This window comes from Lactobacillus sp. OTU4228 (genome assembly GCF_001006945.1).
Classification (GTDB): Bacteria; Bacillota; Bacilli; order Lactobacillales; family Lactobacillaceae; genus Lactobacillus; species Lactobacillus amylovorus.
This window is the reverse complement of record NZ_CDLD01000014.1, coordinates 77762-92760: the sequence shown is the minus strand read 5'-3', so window position 1 is coordinate 92760 and position 14999 is coordinate 77762. Positions and strand designations below refer to the sequence as shown.

18 protein-coding genes and 3 pseudogenes are annotated in these 14999 nt (G+C 36.1%); 10 read left to right on the top strand and 11 right to left on the bottom strand.

Annotation, left to right across the window (positions count from 1 at the left end):
* Nucleotides 1-7 precede the first annotated feature (7 nt).
* From BN1206_RS04010 to BN1206_RS03995, 4 genes are all read left to right on the top strand, one after another.
* Nucleotides 8-250: a hypothetical protein gene (locus BN1206_RS04010; protein WP_022087201.1), complete on the top strand. Its 243-nt coding sequence runs from the start codon at nucleotides 8-10 to the stop codon at nucleotides 248-250.
* Nucleotides 251-371: 121 nt separating this feature from the next.
* Nucleotides 372-1094 (top strand): GntR family transcriptional regulator, encoded by a 723-nt coding sequence (locus BN1206_RS04005; protein ID WP_013437701.1) that lies wholly within the window; start codon nucleotides 372-374, stop codon nucleotides 1092-1094.
* A gap of 10 nt (nucleotides 1095-1104) precedes the next feature.
* Complete coding sequence (locus BN1206_RS04000) at nucleotides 1105-2586, top strand: family 1 glycosylhydrolase (protein ID WP_013437700.1); 1482 nt, start codon at nucleotides 1105-1107, stop codon at nucleotides 2584-2586.
* Nucleotides 2587-2690: 104 nt separating this feature from the next.
* Nucleotides 2691-3101, top strand: coding sequence for a DUF3284 domain-containing protein (locus BN1206_RS03995; RefSeq protein ID WP_022087202.1), 411 nt, complete (start codon nucleotides 2691-2693; stop codon nucleotides 3099-3101).
* Nucleotides 3102-3201: 100 nt separating this feature from the next.
* Here BN1206_RS03995 and BN1206_RS09435 read toward each other — a convergent pair.
* The 8 genes and pseudogenes from BN1206_RS09435 to BN1206_RS03960 all read right to left on the bottom strand — a co-directional run.
* Nucleotides 3202-3870 (bottom strand): annotated as a pseudogene (locus tag BN1206_RS09435) (transposase); the annotation flags it as partial.
* Between the two features lie 3 nt (nucleotides 3871-3873).
* Nucleotides 3874-4146 carry a hypothetical protein gene (locus tag BN1206_RS10315; protein WP_369792930.1) on the bottom strand — a complete coding sequence of 91 codons (273 nt, stop codon included), beginning with the start codon at nucleotides 4144-4146 and terminating at the stop codon, nucleotides 3874-3876.
* Nucleotides 4147-4284: 138 nt separating this feature from the next.
* Entirely contained in the window at nucleotides 4285-4578 is a 294-nt protein-coding gene (gene tnpB / locus BN1206_RS03980) for an IS66 family insertion sequence element accessory protein TnpB (protein WP_156172730.1), read from the bottom strand.
* A 1-nt stretch (nucleotide 4579) separates the two neighbouring features.
* On the bottom strand, nucleotides 4580-4735 hold the full coding sequence (locus tag BN1206_RS09850) for a hypothetical protein (protein WP_197072910.1): 156 nt from the start codon (nucleotides 4733-4735) through the stop codon (nucleotides 4580-4582).
* A gap of 180 nt (nucleotides 4736-4915) precedes the next feature.
* Complete coding sequence (gene celB, locus BN1206_RS03975) at nucleotides 4916-6268, bottom strand: PTS cellobiose transporter subunit IIC (RefSeq protein WP_014565762.1); 1353 nt, start codon at nucleotides 6266-6268, stop codon at nucleotides 4916-4918.
* A 206-nt stretch (nucleotides 6269-6474) separates the two neighbouring features.
* Nucleotides 6475-6987: a hypothetical protein gene (locus BN1206_RS03970; RefSeq protein WP_013437696.1), complete on the bottom strand. Its 513-nt coding sequence runs from the start codon at nucleotides 6985-6987 to the stop codon at nucleotides 6475-6477.
* Between the two features lie 100 nt (nucleotides 6988-7087).
* Nucleotides 7088-7459, bottom strand: coding sequence for a PTS lactose/cellobiose transporter subunit IIA (locus tag BN1206_RS03965; protein WP_013437695.1), 372 nt, complete (start codon nucleotides 7457-7459; stop codon nucleotides 7088-7090).
* A gap of 32 nt (nucleotides 7460-7491) precedes the next feature.
* Entirely contained in the window at nucleotides 7492-7827 is a 336-nt protein-coding gene (locus BN1206_RS03960) for a PTS sugar transporter subunit IIB (RefSeq protein WP_014565761.1), read from the bottom strand.
* 400 nt (nucleotides 7828-8227) lie between these two features.
* Here BN1206_RS03960 and BN1206_RS03955 point away from each other — a divergent pair, with 400 nt between their 5' ends.
* From BN1206_RS03955 to BN1206_RS03945, 4 genes are all read left to right on the top strand, one after another.
* Nucleotides 8228-8932, top strand: a complete 705-nt coding sequence (locus BN1206_RS03955; protein WP_014565760.1) for a GntR family transcriptional regulator — start codon at nucleotides 8228-8230, stop codon at nucleotides 8930-8932.
* 86 nt (nucleotides 8933-9018) lie between these two features.
* On the top strand, nucleotides 9019-10467 hold the full coding sequence (locus BN1206_RS03950; RefSeq protein ID WP_022087740.1) for a 6-phospho-beta-glucosidase: 1449 nt from the start codon (nucleotides 9019-9021) through the stop codon (nucleotides 10465-10467).
* Between the two features lie 213 nt (nucleotides 10468-10680).
* Nucleotides 10681-10854, top strand: coding sequence for a CsbD family protein (locus tag BN1206_RS09430; RefSeq protein WP_013641773.1), 174 nt, complete (start codon nucleotides 10681-10683; stop codon nucleotides 10852-10854).
* Nucleotides 10855-10865: 11 nt separating this feature from the next.
* The gene (locus BN1206_RS03945; RefSeq protein WP_013641772.1) at nucleotides 10866-11126 is read left to right on the top strand and encodes a GlsB/YeaQ/YmgE family stress response membrane protein; all 261 of its coding nucleotides are present in this window, start codon (nucleotides 10866-10868) and stop codon (nucleotides 11124-11126) included.
* 35 nt (nucleotides 11127-11161) lie between these two features.
* Here the strand turns inward: BN1206_RS03945 and BN1206_RS03940 are convergent.
* Both BN1206_RS03940 and BN1206_RS03935 read right to left on the bottom strand, forming a co-directional pair.
* Nucleotides 11162-11826, bottom strand: a pseudogene (locus BN1206_RS03940) (DNA alkylation repair protein).
* 69 nt (nucleotides 11827-11895) lie between these two features.
* Nucleotides 11896-12903 carry a zinc-binding dehydrogenase gene (locus BN1206_RS03935; protein ID WP_022087737.1) on the bottom strand — a complete coding sequence of 336 codons (1008 nt, stop codon included), beginning with the start codon at nucleotides 12901-12903 and terminating at the stop codon, nucleotides 11896-11898.
* Between the two features lie 63 nt (nucleotides 12904-12966).
* Between BN1206_RS03935 and BN1206_RS09425 the strand changes: the two are divergent.
* Together BN1206_RS09425 and BN1206_RS03930 are read left to right on the top strand one after the other, a co-directional pair.
* Nucleotides 12967-13218, top strand: a pseudogene (locus BN1206_RS09425) (helix-turn-helix domain-containing protein); the annotation flags it as partial.
* A 43-nt stretch (nucleotides 13219-13261) separates the two neighbouring features.
* A complete protein-coding gene (locus BN1206_RS03930) occupies nucleotides 13262-14191 on the top strand; it encodes a nucleoside hydrolase (RefSeq protein WP_022087736.1) in 930 nt (309 codons plus the stop codon).
* 342 nt (nucleotides 14192-14533) lie between these two features.
* Here the strand turns inward: BN1206_RS03930 and BN1206_RS03925 are convergent, their stop codons facing one another.
* The gene (locus tag BN1206_RS03925) at nucleotides 14534-14803 is read right to left on the bottom strand and encodes an FMN-binding protein (protein ID WP_022087735.1); all 270 of its coding nucleotides are present in this window, start codon (nucleotides 14801-14803) and stop codon (nucleotides 14534-14536) included.
* Between the last annotated feature and the right edge of the window lie 196 nt (nucleotides 14804-14999).

The window sequence follows — 14999 nt, the reverse complement described above, 5'->3', positions numbered from 1 at the left end:
TTTAAAATTGAATGATGAAGAAAAAATTGTAAATGAATTTGATCGTGACGGTCATCATTATAAAATTGGCGTCAAAGCCGATGGCCAAGTATCTGTATACTTAGATGATGAAACCAAAGCTCATCATGGATATCACTTCCCTGGTGTTATCCAAATCCCTAAAGGAATTGAAATCGATGGTCAAATGGTTTTACGACTCCCTATTGACTGTGATGATGCAATTGATCAAGGTATTAAAGATTTGAAATAATTCATAAAAAGAGACGTTGTTAGGCTATAAAAATAGTAAAATAATGTCTCTTTTTTACTAAAGTATAGACTTTGCTATACAATAAGAATATAAATCTAATATAGAAATAGAATGGAAAAACATGGCAAAGGCAAAATACCTAGAAGTAGCAAATGAATTAAGAAAAAGAATTAAACAAGGCATCTACAATAAGCGAGAGCCTCTTCCCGATCAAGAGACATTTGCTCAAGAATTTAATGTCAGTCGCTTAACTGTCAAAAAAGCATTTGATGGTCTTGAACGACAGGGTCTGGTTTATAAACAATCCGGACTTGGCACCTTCGTTACTGGAGAAATTCCAATTAAGGAAAAAGTTGATGCTCCAGCTAACGCATTCATTGGTTTAAGAAACCAAATGGGTAAAGATGCTATTAAGAGTCAAATTATTCATTTCTCCGTAGAATTTCCTGGCGAACAAATGCAAAAAAATCTTGAAATCAAAAAAACAGAACCGATTTATAATATTGTTCGTTTAAGACTTTATAATGATAAACCACTTACCCTTGAGCATACTTACATGCCGGTTAAATTAGTTCCTGATCTTGATGAAAACATTTTGCATAAATCAATTTATGACTACATTCATAAGAATCTTAATTTAAAATTTGGACACGCATATCGTAAGATTCGAGCAGTAAAAGCAGATGAATATGACCAAAAATATTTAAATGCAAAAGAAGATGACCCTATTCTCGAATTAGAACAGATCATTTGGCTTACTAATGGTCAACCTATCGAATATTCTATCAGCAAGAACCGTTATGATACACGTGATTACGTACTATTAGATAATAATCGTTTCTAGAGGTAAATATATGGCATTCACAAAAAAATTTACTTGGGGCGGCGCTACCGCTGCCAATCAATATGAAGGTGGTTATGACGAAGGCGGTAAGGGTTTAAACGCCGTTGATGTTTTAACTAATGGTTCAGCTACTGAACCACGTAAAGTAACTTGGAAGAAGCCTAATGGTGAAACAGGTGCTACTCCCCTAGTTTGGGGCAAAGACTTCAAACTGCCTGAAGGTGCAGTTCCTACTCTGCTTGATGGTTACTATTATCCAAGTCACCAAGGAACTGACTTCTATCACCATTACAAGGAAGATATTAAATATATGGCAGACATGGGCTTTGATGTTTTCCGTCTTTCAATGAACTGGTCCAGAATCTTGCCAAACGGCGATGATGAAAAGCCTAACGAAGAAGGTTTAGCATTTTACGATAAAGTCTTTGATGAATGCGCCAAATATGGCATTCAGCCTTTAGTTACTTTATCTCACTATGAAACTCCCCTTTCTTTAATTACCCGCTTTGGCGGATGGAAAGATCGTCGCTTAATCGATGCTTTTGTTCATTATTCTGATATCGTGATGAACCACTACAAGGGAAAGGTTCGTTACTGGCTTACCTTTAACGAAATTAATGCGATGGATATGGCTCCATATATGGGCGGTGGCTTAATTGATGGTAGTGAACAAAATCGGGCTCAAGGCGCTCACAATCAATTTGTAGCTAGTGCTAAAGTAGTTAAATTAGCTCACGAAATTGATCCAAACAATCGTGTGGGACAAATGTTAGCCTACTCTGCTTACTATCCATACACTTGTGATCCTAAAGATCAACTTAAAGTAATGGAAGCAAAACAAGACATGCTCTTTTACAGTGACGTTCAAACCGGTGGACACTATCCAGAATATCGTTTGAAGAAATATGAACGTGACGGTATTAAGCTTGACGATACACCAGAAGATTATGAATTAATCGCTAAGTACCCTGCTGACTTCTTAAGCTTCTCCTGCTACACTTCAAATGTTTTAACTACTCATGAAACTGAAGCTAAAGCATCTGGTAATGTTAGCGCAGGTGGCGTTAAGAACCCTTACCTTGAAAGTAATGCTTGGGGTTGGGCAACTGATCCAGATGTCTTAAGAATTGCTCTTAATGACCTTTGGGATCGTTACCACAAGCCTTTATGGGTAGTCGAAAATGGTTTAGGATCTGCCGATATTTTAGAAAAAGATGGCAAAGTCCACGATGATTACCGCATCAATTACTTGCGTAGTCAAATTAAATCTATGAGGGATGCCGTTACAATTGATGGCGTCGATCTAATGGGCTACACTACTTGGTCAGCAATTGACCTAGTATCTAACGGCACTGGTGAAATGAAAAAACGCTATGGTTTTGTTTATGTTGATCGTGATGATCGCGGCAATGGATCACTTAAGCGTTACCCTAAGGATTCATTCTACTGGTACAAAAAAGTTATTTCTTCCAACGGCGAAGATTTAGACTAATTTAATCCTGAAAATAGAGCCTAACTTGTAAAAAAGCTAGACTCTATTTTTTAAATAAATATAATAAGATATAAGTAATATAGAAATAGAGAGAAGAGAAACAATTGATAACTACTTCCAAGCAATTTAGTTTTAAAGCAAAAGATTTCTTTGACTATCTAGAAAGTCAACTTATTCCTGCAATTAAAAAAGCTCGTGGCAATAACATGCCTGTAACTTTAACTAAGGGTACTAAGTACGAAATGGATGATACCAAAGTCGAAATTACACAATACGAGCGAGGCAAAGTTTATGCAGCTCACTTCATAACTCCTCGCCTTGAGCTTCAGATTAAGTATATAACTGAAGATAATGATGACGGCGTACTAATTACCTTTAGCGAGGATATGCTCAGCTTTGATCGTGAAAAGCATGGCAAACTGCAGACTATGTTTTATAATTGGCAGCTAAAAATGGGAGCTAAGAAAGAATTAAATCGTATGGGTGATAACGTTTACGCCAATATGGTGGCTTAGAATCACCCTCTCAGCATGAAAAATGCCGTAGTTCGTTTGAATGTAAGCGTAAAAAACTGAAGTATCTTAAAACCCCACCTTGGCTTGTGCTAAGATGGGGTTAATTATATTCAAAATTTATCTGCAGCTTGCCTGCACTTGCTTTGTCTGTCAGAGTTGATTCATTGGGTAATTTATAGAGCAAATATTTTAGATATTTTTCTGGATCTAAATCATTGCGTTTTGCAGTTTCAATCAAACTAAGAATGATAGAAGATTTGGCTCCGTTAAAACTCTGAGAGAATAACCAGTTCTTGCGCCCAATTACTAGCGTCTTGATTGCCCGTTCAGCTAAATTGTTGGATAAAACCAGTCGGCCATCTAATAAAACATGCTTAAATGTTGTTTCATGATTCAAAGAGTAAGCAAAGGCTTTTCCAAACTTGGAATTAGGCAGAGTGAGTCATTGCTTTATGTTTACGACACCAGTCAAAGAACTGTGGGGCTAGTTTCTTCTGACGTAGCTGTAGACACTCTTGATTAGATATTGACTTGTTTGAGGCTTCAGGCGGAACGGCTTCGAAAAATTTTCTTCTGACATGAGCCCAGCAGCCAACTAAGGTAGCTTGGGCCAATTGACCACTGCGATGTGGATCATGATGATATAGAGTAATTGTTTTTTCGCCTGCTTATCAGATAAAAAAGTCCAATAAAAAGTTTTTACTGTCTCACTTTCCAAGACGCGATAAGTGGTTTCATCTGCATGCAAGAACTTTTGCTCTAGCAGCTTTTCTCAGTCGTTCTCTTGACGATAGGCTGGTACTTTCAATTCATACTTTTGATAGAAAGTGTGAGCAATGATTGAAGCTGAGCCGTAACTGTGAGCCAGCGGTGCTTTAGGTACCGGAGCCTTGACAATCTTGTCACTTTCATTGCTTAAGCTGCAGTGCTTACACTTATAAGCATGCTGGACATGATCCAGACGTTTGATTTGTCCTGATAAAGGAGTTTGTTCTGATGATTTGCCGTAAAGCTTTTGTGTTAAATAGGCTATTTGTTCACGCAAAAGGGGAGATCTCTTCATTTAAGTTATTAATTGTGGTCATTAAGCCTTGAATGATTTCATCTTTGGTTTCAGTCTTCCTCATTAGGATCTTCCGCTCTTTTTTAGATAATTTAAAGCATGCCAGAAACGCACGCAAAATCAATAGAAATTGCGTGCGTTCGTTGTTTTTATTCTTGGCTCAATACAGAAGCCTTTCATTAGCCAGTCTACTTGTTCTGGTGATAAAGCCCTAACTTCATCCTGATTGTTTGACCAGCTCATCTTGCCATTTTCGAATCTCTTATATAAGAGCCAATAACCTTGACCATCCCAATATAAAGCTTTAAAGCGATCACGACTGCCGCCACAGAAGATAAATACCTGACCAGCAAAGGGATCTAAATCAAATTTATCTTTAACTATGGCAGCCAGGCCATCGATTCCGCGCCTCATGTCAGTTCGACCACATATCAGGATCAAGGGAACTATATAGATTGAGTTCAAGATTATTCTTTTTTAAGCTGAGCATCAAGTTATTGCGTGGTGGACGTGTCTTTTTAGGCTTTTGTGGATGATCTAGAGCCACAATAGGCTGTTGTTTTTCAAGCATGTTCTTTGCCTCCTTAAGTTTATGAGCTAAGAATAGCCGAAAAATGGAAGCTAAGAAAGATACTTCAGTTTTTTACGCTTACGTTTGAATTACGGTCTTTTTTGTTAATCAAAAAAACGTTGCCTGATAAGACAACGTCTTTTATCGTTTAAAGTCAATAAAGTTTTATTTTTAATCTTATTAGTTTTTAGCAGCGTCTGCTTTTTCTTGTTTAAGCAATACATTGTCGTAGTGCTTGATGAATGGGAACCAAACCAAGAAAGCAATGATTGCACAGACGATTGAAAGAACTGCACCTTGCCAACTGACAGTAGCAATATAACCACTCAAGCCAACAGGTGTTGGCCATGGTTGTTGAACAATAATCTTAGGAACAAGGTGTGTAGTTACAGCAATGTAACCGACAAGACCTGATGCAAGTGGAGCACAAATAAATGGAACTAACAAGTTAATGTTATAAACAATTGGCAAACCGAAAAGAATAGGTTCGTTAATATTGAAGATAGCTGGAACTAATTCAACCTTACCAATTTCCTTTAATTGAGCTGAACGTGAACCAAAGGCTAACCAAATGGCCATACCCAAAGTAGCACCTGAACCACCGATGATTACGAAGGCGTTCATTGGATCACCTGCAAAGAAGTGAGTTGCGCCCTTTACGTTAGCAGCCATGTTAGCCAAAACAATTGGAGTATAGAATGAACTCATAATTGTGGCACCATGAATACCGAACCACCATAAGAAGTGGATCAAGAAGATAATGATAAGGAAGCCCCACCAAGTATCAGCAATGTTGCTAATAAATGAGAATGGAATGTAAAGAACCTTGAAAATATCAGTTCCTAAAGTTACCAAAATCAACTCAATAACAGCAACTACAACTGCAATACAGAAACCTGGAATCAAAGCACTGAATGAGTTAGCAACACCAGCTGGAACTGATGCAGGCATCTTGATTCTCCAGTTATGCTTAACAGTGTAACGATAGATTTGAACTGTTAACCATGCAATTACCAAACCAGTGAAAATACCAACTGAGGCAATTCTAGTAATACCACCAGTTGATGCTTCATAACCGCCAGCAACCATCTTAGCCTTGGTAAGAATGGTAATAAATTGAATTGATCCATTCTTCCAAATAAGTTCTGGTACAGTAATGAAGAAGGCCATCAAGAACATTAACAAACCATTCATTGGAACCAAGTCCAACTTTTCTTCTTGACGGTAAATATTAGTATATGAATATGCGAAGGTACCAGCAAATACTAAAGCTAGGATACCCATAGTTGAGTTATAAACAACTTGGAACAAGTTGGTAAAACGACCCAACGTATTTGCATAAAATGCAGCAAATCCAGGAATTGGAAATGCTTGAGGCAATACAGTCAAAATTAAGAAGAATGCCCCGATAATTGAAAACGAAATAACGCTATAACCAGCGTCCATAATAGCTCTAACAAAACGAGATGATGCAAACTTACCAGCTTTGGCAGCCATCTTGTCTTTGAAAGAAGCAGAGTTTGAATCAGCCATATTTCTTTCCCCCAATATTTCTGAAACAATTCATTAAATCTGAACAACTTCATTATAGCGAAAGCGGTTTTTCATGTAAACGTTTTTATTTGACATATGTTATACTTTTGGTTTAAAAAGTCTAAACTTTTCCCAATATACCGGGATTTAGGGATCCTTAAAAAATATAAAAGAACTTATGTTTTACCATAAGTTTTCTCCGATAATCATTGTTGATGTTGCTTAAAAGTCTCAATTACTTTGTAATAACGATCCTGATTTTTGATTATTTGATGGATTCTATATTCGCATAAAAGACAAAGAAATATTCCGATTAATAAAAATCCCAGCATAAAGTACATAGTATCTTGATTAATTATAAACGGAAAAATCTCTTTTTTTAGTGATGTAAATAATAATATCCCCAATATTATGTTAAAAGCTAATTGAACATAGAGATAAACTCGCGTAATCGGTATATCTCTTTTACGATTATGCATCTTAGATAATTGTTCAAAACTTGCTACGGCAGAATAAATATCCATAATTAGCGCAGCAAAGATTCCTACTCTGCTGCCATAATAAGCACTAATAATAAACCACATTAAGTTTGAAAACAAAAAAATAGTTACTACATACCTAATCATCAAATAGCGGCTAAAGTACAAATATTTGATACTTGCTTCATGTTTCTTCTTAGCAGCTTCAGTTTTTTCTCTTGCTACTTCTTCTTTATTCATAATTCTCTCCATCTAAAACAATTGATTTACATTATTCTTAGTCTATCATTTTTAAGCTAAAAAAATAGCCCCTGCTTTCGCAGGAGCTATTAATCAGCGATTACTTTTCTTCTTTTTTAAGAGCGCCAGATTTATACAGCTTTTCGTAAAGATCTACCATTTCTCCAGCTAAATCTCTAAAAGTAATAGCGTTCATCAAGTGGTCTTGTGAGTGTACCACTAACAAAGTGACATGCATATGATCACCCTGTGCTTCTTTGGTAAGCATATTGGTTTGTGAATTGTGGGCTTCAAGAAGTGACTTGTCACTTTCCTTAAGCTTTTCACGTGCACCTTCAATATCACCTTTTTTAGCAAGACGAATTGCTTCAAAGGCTAAACTCTTCGCGTTACCACCATTAGCGATAAGGCCCATAGCAGCCATTAATGTTTCTTGTTCCTTTTGCTCTGGAGTTTGCTTTTCTTCTGCCATAAAATCTGTATCTCCTTTTCAGCTAATTTGAATTAGCCCTTAATTAACTTTTCGGCTTGTGCCAAAACGTTCTTACCATTCATCATGCCGTAGTCTTGCATGTTGATAACGTCTAAAGGAATATCCTTGCCGTCTTTGCCTTTACCTTTAACCTTGTTTTCGAAGTCACCCTTCATGTAACTTACTTGAGGCCCAAGAAGAACACAATCAATTTCTTGTTGTGCAATCTTATCATCAGCTTCTGAAGCTGGGCAAGCAAAGATCTTAGCATCAATGCCCTCTTCTTTAGCAGCAGCTTGCATCTTAGTTACCAAAAGTGAAGTACTCATACCAGCACTACAATTTAACATAATAGTTTGTTCAGCCATAATAAAATTTCCTCCTGATTATTACGTTTTATAGTTTAATTAGCTTTTTTTAATTTACACCAAATATTATAAAACGCTTTCATTAGTTTGTAAACAAAAGATTATACATACGACAAAATATTCTTGCTTCTGTATAACCGCTTTCAATTCTAAGCATATACTTTTAAGTTCTAAAATCAAGATAAAAATATATACTTTTGATTTGATCACAGAATATTATGCATCATTTGTAAGCATTTTCAAAGACATATGTATTACATGTAAAGCATATCACTTTACTTATGAAATTGCTTACAAAAAAGTTTTAAATATTTAGCAAACGCTTTCACTTTTATAAGAGAAAACTGTTAGAATATCTATGTAAGATTTTATCTTTACAATAGAAAGGAGGTAGATCTCTTTGAGTCGCTACCAAGAAATTGCTAATGACATTGAAAAAGACATTATCGAAAAGAAATATAACAGACGATTACCTGAACAATTTGACTTAGCAAAAAAATACAATACTAGTCGCGTAACGATTGTTCATGCATTAAAAATATTGCAAAATAAAAAACTAATTAAAACAGTTAAGGGCCACGGAACATTTATTACCAATAAATCAATCCCTGATATTTTTCTTAATTCAGGCGTTAATGAACATAATGGTTTTACTAGACACATTAATAGCGCATTTCATTTAACCAGTCATGTAATTGCTTTTAATATTAGAAAACCTAGTGCAGGAGAAAGAAAAGCTCTTAATCTAGAAAAGAACGATGAGGTTTATGACATAATCCGTCAAAGGATTTTAAATGGAAAACCTGCGAAATTAGAATATACTGTTATGCCAGTTAAACGAATTCCAGGTATTACATTAGACGTATTGCATCATTCTGTTTATTCATATATTCAGAATGATCTTGGCCTTAAAATTGGTAAAGATGACCGCATTATTACCGCTGAAAAAGCAGACGCTTACGACATGAAATATTTAGATTGTATGCGAGACGATCCAGTCTTATGTATTCAACAAAAAGCATTTTTAGAAGATGGTCGACCATTTGAGCTTTCAGAATCGCGCAACCGATATGATCGTGGCGCTTTAACCGTCAATGGCGATTAATATTGGCTTGATTTAAAAACATAAGTATGTAAGAATAGCCATTGTAAACGTTTCCAGTTACATACAAGAAAGAGAGGAAATAATCAATGTATTCAGCAAAAATGCCAAAGAACTTTTTATGGGGTGGCGCTGTTGCTGCTCACCAACTTGAAGGTGCTTGGAAAGAAGGCGGCAAAGGCGTATCTGTTGCCGATGTAATGACTGTTGGTTCTGCTACTAAACCTCGTGAAATCACCGATGGCGTGCTTCCTGGCAAGAATTATCCTAACCACTCCGCCATTGATTTCTATCACCACTACAAGGAAGATCTTAAATTAATGGCTGAAATGGGCTTCAAGGCTTTCAGAACTTCTATTGCTTGGACTAGAATTTTCCCTAATGGTGATGAAAAAGAACCTAATGAAGAAGGTTTGAAGTTTTATGACGATTTATTTGATACCTGTCATCAATATGGTATTGAGCCTGTAATTACCCTCTCTCACTTTGAAATGCCATTCAACTTGGCTAAGAACTACGGTGGTTTTACCAATCGTAAGGTAATTGACTTCTTCGTACGTTTTGCGGAAGTTTGCTTCAAACGTTACAAGAACAAGGTTAAGTACTGGATGACTTTCAACGAAATTGATAACCAATCAGCATTTAACAATGACTTCTTAATGGCTACTAACTCTGGTATTCTTTTCAAAGACGGCATGACTGATCATGATAAAGAAGCTGCAATGTACCAAGCCGGCCACTATGAATTGGTTGCTTCCGCATTAGCTGTTAAGATTGGTCACAAGATCAACCCTAACTTCCAAATTGGTTGCATGATCAATTACTCACCTGTTCGTCCGCTCACTCCATCAAGCGATGATGTATTATTAGCTGACAAGTGGGAACAACGTCGTGATTGGTTCTCAGATGTCCATGTCTTTGGTGAATATCCAAATGCTGTTGAGGCTTACATTGAAAGAAATGGCTATCGTCCAGACATTACTGATGAAGACAGAATTGTCTTAAAGGAAGGTACTGTTGACTACGTAGGCTTCTCTTACTACCAAACTACTACTGTTTCAAGCGAAAAGATTAAGCCAGATGATTTAACTGACTTGGCTAAAGCAGTTGCTAAGAACCCTACTTTGATGCGCAGTGATTGGGGTTGGGAAATTGACCCTGAAGGTCTTAGAATTGCTTTGAACCAATTGCAAGATCGCTACCACAAGCCATTGTTCATCGTTGAAAATGGTCTTGGTGCTTACGACAAGGTTGAAGCAGATGGTTCAATTCACGATGATTACAGAATTGACTACTTGAGAAACCACATCTCTGAAATGGAAAAGGCAGTTGAACTCGATGGTGTTGACTTGATGGGTTACCTTCCATGGGGATGCATCGACTTAGTTTCTGCTGGTACTGGTCAAATGGACAAGCGTTACGGCTTCATCTACGTTGACAAGAACGACGCTGGTGAAGGTACTTTGAAGCGTTCACGCAAGGATTCATTCTTCTGGTACAAGAAGGTCATTGAATCAAACGGTAAAGATTTAGACTAAAAGTCCATCACGAATACACAAAGAGTTAGAGTAAAATCTAACTCTTTTTATTTTGGTAAAAAGGCTCAGTTATAGCTAGTTACTTATTGTTCAATTAAAAGTGCTGGTTTATAAACTATTTCTTAAGTCATCTTCCATGCTTTGACACAGTGTCACTAAAAAAGATATAATATACTTGTCAATTAAATTAATTGTATAGAAAGGACTTATATGATGACTAAAGCAAAAAGTGGCCTAAAAGACAAGATTATCGGCAAGGCCAAAGAAGTTGAAGGTAAAATTACTGACGACAAACTTCGTGAAGCCGAAGGCAAAGCCCAACAAGCTAAAGGCAAGCTTAAGGACAAAGCCGCTAAAGTTAAAAAAGACATACAAGAAAAGGACTGAGGTGAGCTAAAATGTTACATTGGCTATGGGCATTAATTGTTGGTGCTGTGATTGGTTTAATTGCTGGTGCTATTACCGGTAAGGGCAAATCAATGGGATGGATTGCTAATATTTTAGCTGGTCTGATCGGTTCATCACTTGGCGAATTATTACTTGGCAACTGGGGACCACAAGTAGCTGGAATGGCGATTATTCCATCTATTGTAGGAGCAGTTATCTTAGTATTAATTGTTTCTCTATTTTTAAGTAAACTTAACCACAAACATTCTTAAACGAATATCAAAAGCAAAAAAACAAACGGTCTTTTCTAAAGATCGTTTATTTTTAAATATTTACTACCTTCCGTAATACTTAACTTGGCCAAATGATTATAATTTCCATCAATAAAGTCACTTAACCATTCTGGATTAGTTTTAGAATAATCTCTTAGTGCCCAACCAATTGCTTTATTAATGAAAAATTCGTCACTTTCAAGATTATTTTCAAGGATTTGACTAAGTAAAGCAGTATTAATCCTATCTTTTCTAAGCAATTGATGTTCAATCGCAACTCGTCTTACCCACTTGTCAGGATCCTTTGACCAATCAAGCATTAATTGATCTACTCGTTGATCCTTTAATCCTACATAACCATAGAGCTTCATTAAACTGTCAATTGTGTCCCACCACTGCTTAGTTCGAACGTAATGCTCTATTTTAAATAAATCATCATAGCTGACATATTTCTCCATTGCAAGCAAATAATCACAAACAAAATATTGCATTTCACGATGCTTATCATTCCACGCTTGATCAAGTAAATCCCAATCGATCTGCTTTTTTCATCTTTTAAAATTTGGTGATATGCATCCCTACGCGCAGGTGATTTCAACCCATAAAAGACAAATTGATTGCGCAAATATTTAGCCATCTGAATTGCATTATCTTCGTTTGCTCTCTTTTCAAAATTCTTTTTTAAGCCTTCAATATTCATAAAATCATTGTACTAAAAAAGACCCAATTAAGGGCCTTTTAAATGGATATTTATCTCTTTTTAACTATTTTATTCACTAGGTTTGTAATCCTTATCGATAATCAAAACTGGCTTGATAACTTTACCTGAAACTGAAGCTTGGTTTGCTTCATTAATGTCTTCAAAGTCAAAGAACTTTTCAGTCTTTTCGTAATCAAACATGCCTAACTTATTGAATCTGATCAAACGAGGTACATCGATTTGAGGAATGGCATCACCCATGTTGACACCGATAACCTTCTTGTCACCAACACAAAGGTCATTCCAAGTTGAGAAGGTAAAGTCATGTGGAGTTACGGCAATAACTACAAGTGTACCACCTTGTGCTAAGGCATCCAAAGCTGGCTTCATTACTGCTGGCAAACCAGTAGTATCAACGGCATAGTCAACACCATAGCCATTAGTCAATTCTTGAATCTTCTTAACTGGATCTTCATCCTTAGAATTGATTGTATCAGTAGCACCTAATTCCTTAGCAAGTTCCAAACGAGAAGGAACAATATCTACGGCAATTACGCGGGTGCAGCCTGAAATCTTACTTGCCATCATTGCAGCTAACCCTACGGCACCAGTACCAAAGACAGCAATTGTTTGTTGGTTAGTCACAGTAGTGGTAGTAAATGATGATTGGTTGAACATATCTGAGATATGCTTACCATTTTCTTGGAATTGATCATCACCATCAAAACGAGTACCTGACAAATTGTATTTAGCGTAGTTACGACATTGAGTTGGAATACCTTGCAAACACTTATCACAAAGACCATCTGCATAGAAGGCCATTACAACGTGATCACCAGGTTTTAAGTTTTGGACTTCTGAACCAACTTTTTCAATAATACCTACACCTTCGTGACCTAAGATTACAGGATAGACTAGGCTTGCATCCCCTTTACGAATAGCTTCGTCTGAGTGGCAAATACCGCTGGACACCATATGTACTTGAACATCGGTTGGGCCAACATCATGTAATTCAATATCATCTTTAATTACGAAAGGATCGCCCTTTTTTTCAACAACAGCAGCTTTTATCTTCATAATACATGCCTCTTTTACTACTTACTTATCTATTCATAAGTCTTTACACTTTGTAAAAATGCTTACAATAGTAAAAATCAAGTTTGCAGTTTGATTAAGAAAATATCTGGGCAAACTTTTATCGAACTAAGAACCAGAAAAAGATTGGAACAAGCCAAATATTTATTGACCTCTAGTGACTACTCCATTGCGGAAATTTGCGACCTAGTTGGTATTCATAATTTAAACTCTTTTTATACCAAGTTTAAAAAGCAATATCATATTATGCCTAGTTACTATCGAAAAAAGAATTATTTGGATGATCATTTTCTCTGATCTCTTGCTAAAATAAAGATATATAGTTAGAAAGGTAAGATTTATGGAAAACATTTATTTTAATCACGATGGCAACATCGATGATTTAGTATCTTATTTATTACTCTTGCAAGCTCCTAACATCAAACTACTTGGCGTTGGGGCCATCGATGCTGATGGCTATATTGATCCTTCAGTTGAAGCCTGCCGTAAAATGACTGATTTATTCAATTTACGTGGTGATCAACTTGCTGTAGCTCGTTCAAATTCTAGAGCAGTTAACCAATTCCCACACGAATGGAGAATGGCTACTTACTCATTCAATTATTTGCCAATGTTGAACGAAAAAGGACACATTGATACCAAGCAAGCTGAATTGCCTGCTCACCTTGATATGGTAGAAAAAATTAAGCATGCCCAAGAACCAGTTACCTTAGTTATGACTGGTCCTTTAACTGACCTTGCCCGCGCTCTTGATGCTGATCCTGAGATTGAGAAAAACATCAAGATGCTTTACTGGATGGGCGGTTCACTCAATGGTCACGGCAACGTTGCAGTAGTCAACGCCGATGGCAGTCAAGAATGGAATGCTTTCTGGGATCCATACGCTGTTAAACGTGTCTTTGATTCAAACATTAAGATTCAAATGGTAGGTTTAGAGAGTACCGAAGAAGTACCATTGAATGATGAACTAAGACAACACTGGGCAAGCTTACGTAAATATCCTGCAATGGATTTAGTTGGTCAAGGATACAGTATGATCGTTTCTCTTCCATCAGCTGAATTATACTTATGGGATGTTTTAACTACTATTAGTGCGCTTTATCCTGAAGTTGTTGAAACAGAAACAGCTCATGCCAAGGTAATTACCGACGGGCTTAGTGCTGGTAGTTTTGTACGTGATCCAAATGGACGCGAAGTAACTTTGGTTACTAAAGCTAATAAAGATTTGTTCTTTAAGAGAATGGACGAAATTCTTGAAAGAACTAAGTAAACTACCAAGCAAAAAAATACAGGGAATGTAAATTGATACATTCTCTGTATTTTTTATTTATTAATCTATTTTATTAAATACGACCTTGAGTTAATTCAGCACGTTGTGTAAATTGAACGTAGAGGCTAGAACCAGTAACTGACATACCTTCAATTTCTCTTCTATTGAACGAGGCCCATTACTGTAGTTATTGTCATTAGCTAAAACATAAATGTAATTTGATGATGAGCCTAGTGATGATAACACCCTTAAATGTCTTTTTCATTTTTCCTCCAAATATAGTAACAAAAAAATTACAGACTCATTTTACCACTACTTATTCTATCTAAAAATAGAATATTGTTATTTTTCTGCCTTTTTCAGAGCATCTTTTACTGCTTCCTTAACCCCATTGGAAGTAAATGTAGCTCCGGCAACCGCATCAATGTTAGTCGACTGCTTAGCCAATATTTCATTTTCTATCTTACCTTTAGCTTTTTGACCATATTGTGGAGTCTTAGTAGATAGATCAAGATTGACAAAAGTTATTTTATTATTACTTATTTCTAATTTAGCTGTCACAAAGCCTGCCATTCCTCGAGCTTGTGCAGAATATATTCCATTTTTTAACATATTTTTTATCCTCTTTTTTAAAGGATATAAAAGAAAAAGTTACAATTAGGCATATCATTATTCGAATATAATTGATATACTAGCTTGTGGGTCAAAATGTTTTATAAGTCCTTATTATGACCCATTTACAGGTAGTAAGAATCCCCTTCTACCTGTTTTATTATAGCTTAAATAATTACAAATGTTATTATACTTT